This window comes from Pedobacter sp. GW822-FHT03F06, from assembly GCF_058801365.1.
On the sequence record NZ_JBXANE010000024.1, the window covers coordinates 1 to 5,925 of the forward strand.

Here is a 5,925-nt window from a genome sequence, read left to right on the forward strand (position 1 = left end):
ATGGCATAGCGAGATGGAGAGCGGTATTTATTTTAAAATAAATATTGCGGGAGCGGAAAAGATTGCTACCTTTGCAGCCCGGTTCGGAAGGACGGAAAGCCGGTTTAAAGACGGCATATTGAAATAAGGGGAAAGAAGAAAAAGAGGGCTTAAAAAATAAAATTTATTTTATTTGGAAGTTTAAAAAAGATCCTTACCTTTGCACTCCCAACCGAAAGGAAAGGGAAAAAGCTGAGCGGCGGATGTTGCAGAAAGCAAACAGAAAAAAAAATTGAAACAGACGGAAACATGTTTAAGACGAACAAGACTTGAACGAACTGAAGTTTGAAGATATATAAATGACCGGCCGTGAGGCTTACCAGGTCAGCAAGTTCTTAAAAGAGATGTCAATGTAGCGTAGCGAGGTAATGGAGTACTGATCAAAGTACATGATTGCGTAGCTTTATTTTAAAGGTGGTGTCTAACAGACAACATAACAAAAAAGAAGACTATTTTTAACAATAGTTAAAACTGGTCAGCATCTTACAACACATTTTACAATGGAGAGTTTGATCCTGGCTCAGGATGAACGCTAGCGGCAGGCCTAATACATGCAAGTCGAACGATAGATAAGGGCTTGCTCTTATCGAAAGTGGCGCACGGGTGCGTAACGCGTATGCAACCTACCTTTATCTGGGGGATAGCCCGGAGAAATCCGGATTAATACCGCATAAAATCACAGGATGGCATTATCCAATGATCAAACATTTATGGGATGAAGATGGGCATGCGTGTCATTAGCTAGTTGGCGGGGTAACGGCCCACCAAGGCGACGATGACTAGGGGATCTGAGAGGATGGCCCCCCACACTGGTACTGAGACACGGACCAGACTCCTACGGGAGGCAGCAGTAAGGAATATTGGTCAATGGAGGCAACTCTGAACCAGCCATGCCGCGTGCAGGAAGACTGCCCTATGGGTTGTAAACTGCTTTTATCCGGGAATAAACCACATTACGTGTAATGTGCTGAATGTACCGGAAGAATAAGGATCGGCTAACTCCGTGCCAGCAGCCGCGGTAATACGGAGGATCCAAGCGTTATCCGGATTTATTGGGTTTAAAGGGTGCGTAGGCGGCCTGTTAAGTCAGGGGTGAAAGACGGTAGCTCAACTATCGCAGTGCCCTTGATACTGATGGGCTTGAATGGACTAGAGGTAGGCGGAATGAGACAAGTAGCGGTGAAATGCATAGATATGTCTCAGAACACCGATTGCGAAGGCAGCTTACTATGGTCTTATTGACGCTGAGGCACGAAAGCGTGGGGATCAAACAGGATTAGATACCCTGGTAGTCCACGCCCTAAACGATGAACACTCGCTGTTGGCGATACACAGTCAGCGGCTAAGCGAAAGCGTTAAGTGTTCCACCTGGGGAGTACGCTCGCAAGAGTGAAACTCAAAGGAATTGACGGGGGCCCGCACAAGCGGAGGAGCATGTGGTTTAATTCGATGATACGCGAGGAACCTTACCCGGGCTTGAAAGTTAGTGAATCATTTAGAGATAAATGAGTGAGCAATCACACGAAACTAGGTGCTGCATGGCTGTCGTCAGCTCGTGCCGTGAGGTGTTGGGTTAAGTCCCGCAACGAGCGCAACCCCTATGTTTAGTTGCCAGCACGTTATGGTGGGGACTCTAAACAGACTGCCTGTGCAAACAGAGAGGAAGGAGGGGACGACGTCAAGTCATCATGGCCCTTACGTCCGGGGCTACACACGTGCTACAATGGATGGTACAGAGGGCAGCTAGCCGGCAACGGTATGCGAATCTCACAAAGCCATTCACAGTTCGGATTGGGGTCTGCAACTCGACCCCATGAAGTTGGATTCGCTAGTAATCGCGTATCAGCAATGACGCGGTGAATACGTTCCCGGGCCTTGTACACACCGCCCGTCAAGCCATGGAAGTTGGGGGTACCTAAAGTATGTAACCGCAAGGAGCGTCCTAGGGTAAAACCGATAACTGGGGCTAAGTCGTAACAAGGTAGCCGTACCGGAAGGTGCGGCTGGAATACCTCCTTTCTGGAGTAGCACCGCCTACTCGCCACGCAACATGATATTTCTAACTAAGGTATAAGGTAGAGGGTAATAAGGCATAAGGTCCTGATACTTGATACTGATGACTTTATACTAAAAAGAGAAAAAAAGAAACACCCAGAAGACAACGGTGTGCATACTATAAAGGTATAGCATAACGGAACAAAGCTGAGGTAAGCAAAGGAAAGCGGTAGCGGTAAGATACTATATACTGCATCAGATGCTGCCTAAAAGCAAAGTCCCGTAGCTCAGCCTGGTTAGAGCACTACACTGATAATGTAGGGGTCTCCAGTTCAAATCTGGACGGGACTACACGTTTGAGTTTTCAATTGGCGGTTTACGGTATACAGTTTTTATAACTGGCAACCGGCAACTGTTAACTGGTAACTAAAATCTGGGGGATTAGCTCAGCTGGCTAGAGCGCCTGCCTTGCACGCAGGAGGTCAACGGTTCGACTCCGTTATTCTCCACAACAGAATAAACACCTTATTATCGGGATAGATAATATACATTGACATAAAGATTAAGAAGAAACGCCACGGGGCACGGATGTAACAAAGAAAACATCTGAAACGGTTCGAGACCGCAGTTTTTACTAATAAGGCTGAAACGGGGCTTAGTTAGGGGACAATGAAACCCTCTACCTTTATACCCTCGATCTTCAACCTTAGTAAAGTTCTTTGACATATTGGAAGAAGTTAAAAAGAAGAGCAAACAACAATAGGCGACTGTTGTGTTTGTGCTCACTTAAAGGGATCGCAAGAGACCAATGAGTATGAGACATCATAACAAGAGCAAAAAAAGCATACCATACGGCGCAAAAGGCGTATGAGTAGAAGAAAGTAATAAAGAGTACACGGGGGATGCCTTGGCTCTCAGAGGCGATGAAGGACGTGATAAGCTGCGATAAGCTTCGGGTATTTGCAAATAGGAATTGATCCGAAGATTTCCGAATGGGGCAACCCGGCATGTTGAAGACATGTCACATATAATGAGCAAACCTGCCGAACTGAAACATCTAAGTAAGCAGAGGAAGAGAAAATAACAATGATTTCCTAAGTAGTGGCGAGCGAAAGGGAAAGAGCCCAAACCTACTTTGTTACGGCAAAGTGGGGGTTGTAGGACTGCAACATGGCATCAGCAAACAGAAGTGGAATGGGATGGGAAGCCCAGCGATACACGGTGATAGCCCGGTACACGTATAGAATGCTGGCCTAGCAGTATCCTGAGTACCGCGAGGTCGGAGACGCCTTGTGGGAATCTGCCGGCACCATCCGGTAAGGCTAAATACTCCTGAGAGACCGATAGTGAACCAGTACCGTGAGGGAAAGGTGAAAAGAACCCCGAACAGGGGAGTGAAATAGAACCTGAAACCGTGTACTTACAAGCGGTCGGAGCGTACAAGTTGCGTGACGGCGTGCCTTTTGCATAATGAGCCTACGAGTTACTCCTCTCTGGCAAGGTTAAGTGCTTCAGGCACGGATCCGAAGCGAAAGCGAGTCTGAATAGGGCGTATAGTCAGAGGGGGTAGACGCGAAACCTTGTGATCTACCCATGGACAGGTTGAAGGTGCGGTAACACGTACTGGAGGACCGAACCGATAAACGTTGAAAAGTTTCCGGATGATCTGTGGGTAGGGGTGAAAGGCTAATCAAACTGGGAAATAGCTCGTACTCCCCGAAATGTTTTTAGGAACAGCGTGGACATTAAGTTTCATAGAGGTAGAGCTACTGATTGGGTGCGGGGGAGTCAAATCCTACCAAATCCAGACAAACTCCGAATGCTATGAAATATGGTCTGCAGTGAGGCGCGGGGTGCTAAGGTCACGCGCCGAGAGGGAAAGAACCCAGACCATCAGCTAAGGTCCCCAAGTGACAGTTAAGTTGAACTAACGAGGTCCGATTGCACAGACAGCTAGGATGTTGGCTTGGAAGCAGCCATTCATTTAAAGAGTGCGTAACAGCTCACTAGTCGAGCGATCGGGCATGGATAATAAACGGGCATTAAACTGTTCACCGAAGCTATGGGATTGAAATATATCGGTAGGGGAGCATTCTAGCGGCAGCGAAGGTATCTGGTAATGGGTGCTGGAGCTTCTAGAAAAGCAAATGTAGGCATAAGTAACGATAAGGCGGGAGAGAAACCCGCCCACCGAAAGGATAAGGTTTCCTGATCAACGCTAATCGGATCAGGGTCAGTCGGGACCTAAGGAGAACCCGAAGGGGAAATTCGATGGACAACTGGTTAATATTCCAGTACTTTTTATAACTGCGATGTGGGGACGGAGTAGTGACACTGCCGCGATCTGACGGAATAGATCGTTAAAGGCCGTAGGTATATCGATGGTAGGCAAATCCGCCAACGATGCTGAAAGCTGATAGTACCGCAAGCCTTCGGGTAAGCGGATAGCGCAGGTAATCAGACTTCCAAGAAAAACCGCTAAGCTTCAGGTTATAAAAACCCGTACCGCAAACCGACACAGGTATCCGGGAAGAGGATTCTAAGGTGCTCGAGTGAATCATGGCTAAGGAACTCGGCAAAATGGCCCTGTAACTTCGGGAGAAGGGGCGCTGGCAGCAATGTCAGCCGCAGTGAAAAGGCCCAGGCGACTGTTTAACAAAAACACATGGCTTTGCAAAATCGAAAGATGAGGTATAAGGCCTGACACCTGCCCGGTGCTGGAAGGTTAAGAGGGGATGTCATCCGCAAGGAGAAGCATTGAATCGAAGCCCCAGTAAACGGCGGCCGTAACTATAACGGTCCTAAGGTAGCGAAATTCCTTGTCGGGTAAGTTCCGACCTGCACGAATGGTGTAACGATCTGGGCGCTGTCTCAGCCATGAGCTCGGTGAAATTGTGGTCCCGGTGAAGACGCCGGGTACCCGCAACGGGACGGAAAGACCCCATGCACCTTCACTACAATTTAACATTGACATTGGATACAGGATGTGTAGGATAGGTGGGAGGCTTTGAAGCGGCGTCGCTAGGCGTCGTGGAGCCAACGTTGAAATACCACCCTTTCTGTATTCGGTGTCTAATCCCCTTAATGGGGAGACATTGTTTGATGGGTAGTTTGACTGGGGTGGTCGCCTCCAAAAAGGTAACGGAGGCTTTCAAAGGTAAGCTCAGTACGCTTGGTAACCGTACGCGGAGTGCAATAGCATAAGCTTGCTTGACTGTGAGACAGACAAGTCGATCAGGGTCGAAAGACGGATATAGTGATCCGGTGGTTCTGCATGGAAGGGCCATCGCTCAAAGGATAAAAGGTACGCTGGGGATAACAGGCTGATCTCCCCCAAGAGCTCATATCGACGGGGAGGTTTGGCACCTCGATGTCGGCTCGTCACATCCTGGGGCTGGAGAAGGTCCCAAGGGTTCGGCTGTTCGCCGATTAAAGTGGCACGCGAGCTGGGTTCAGAACGTCGCGAGACAGTTCGGTCCCTATCTGTTGTGGGCGTAGGAATTTTGAGTGGGGCTGACCTTAGTACGAGAGGACCGGGTTGGACTAGCCTCTAGTGAATCTGTTGTTCCGCCAGGGGCATTGCAGAGTAGCTACGCTGGGAATAGATAAGCGCTGAAAGCATCTAAGTGCGAAACTAGCCACGAGATGAGAATTCCATATAGGACCGTAGCAGACTACTACGTTGATAGGCTACAGATGTAAAGCTGGCGACAGCACAGTCGAGTAGTACTAATCATCCGAAGCTTTCAAAGCAAACAGACTGTTGTTTGTTCTTCATAATAACTTCTTTCAATAATATGTCATTTAAGGCTGGAAGGCCGAAGGTGGAAAGGCGGAAGGCAACCCTCCCTCCCTTAAACCCTCGCTCCCTCAACCTTATTTAAAAATATT

2 tRNA genes and 2 rRNA genes are annotated in these 5,925 nt (G+C 48.3%); all 4 read left to right on the forward strand.

Annotation, left to right across the window (positions count from 1 at the left end):
- The first annotated feature begins 536 nt into the window (after nucleotides 1-536).
- A 16S ribosomal RNA gene (locus tag AC1RJ8_RS25060) occupies nucleotides 537-2,058 on the forward strand.
- A gap of 252 nt (nucleotides 2,059-2,310) precedes the next feature.
- Nucleotides 2,311-2,385 (forward strand) — tRNA-Ile (locus tag AC1RJ8_RS25065).
- Between the two features lie 84 nt (nucleotides 2,386-2,469).
- A tRNA-Ala gene (locus tag AC1RJ8_RS25070) sits at nucleotides 2,470-2,543 on the forward strand.
- Between the two features lie 366 nt (nucleotides 2,544-2,909).
- A 23S ribosomal RNA gene (locus AC1RJ8_RS25075) occupies nucleotides 2,910-5,786 on the forward strand.
- The 16S and 23S rRNA genes sit together here with 2 tRNA genes alongside, the layout of an rRNA operon.
- Nucleotides 5,787-5,925 lie beyond the last annotated feature (139 nt).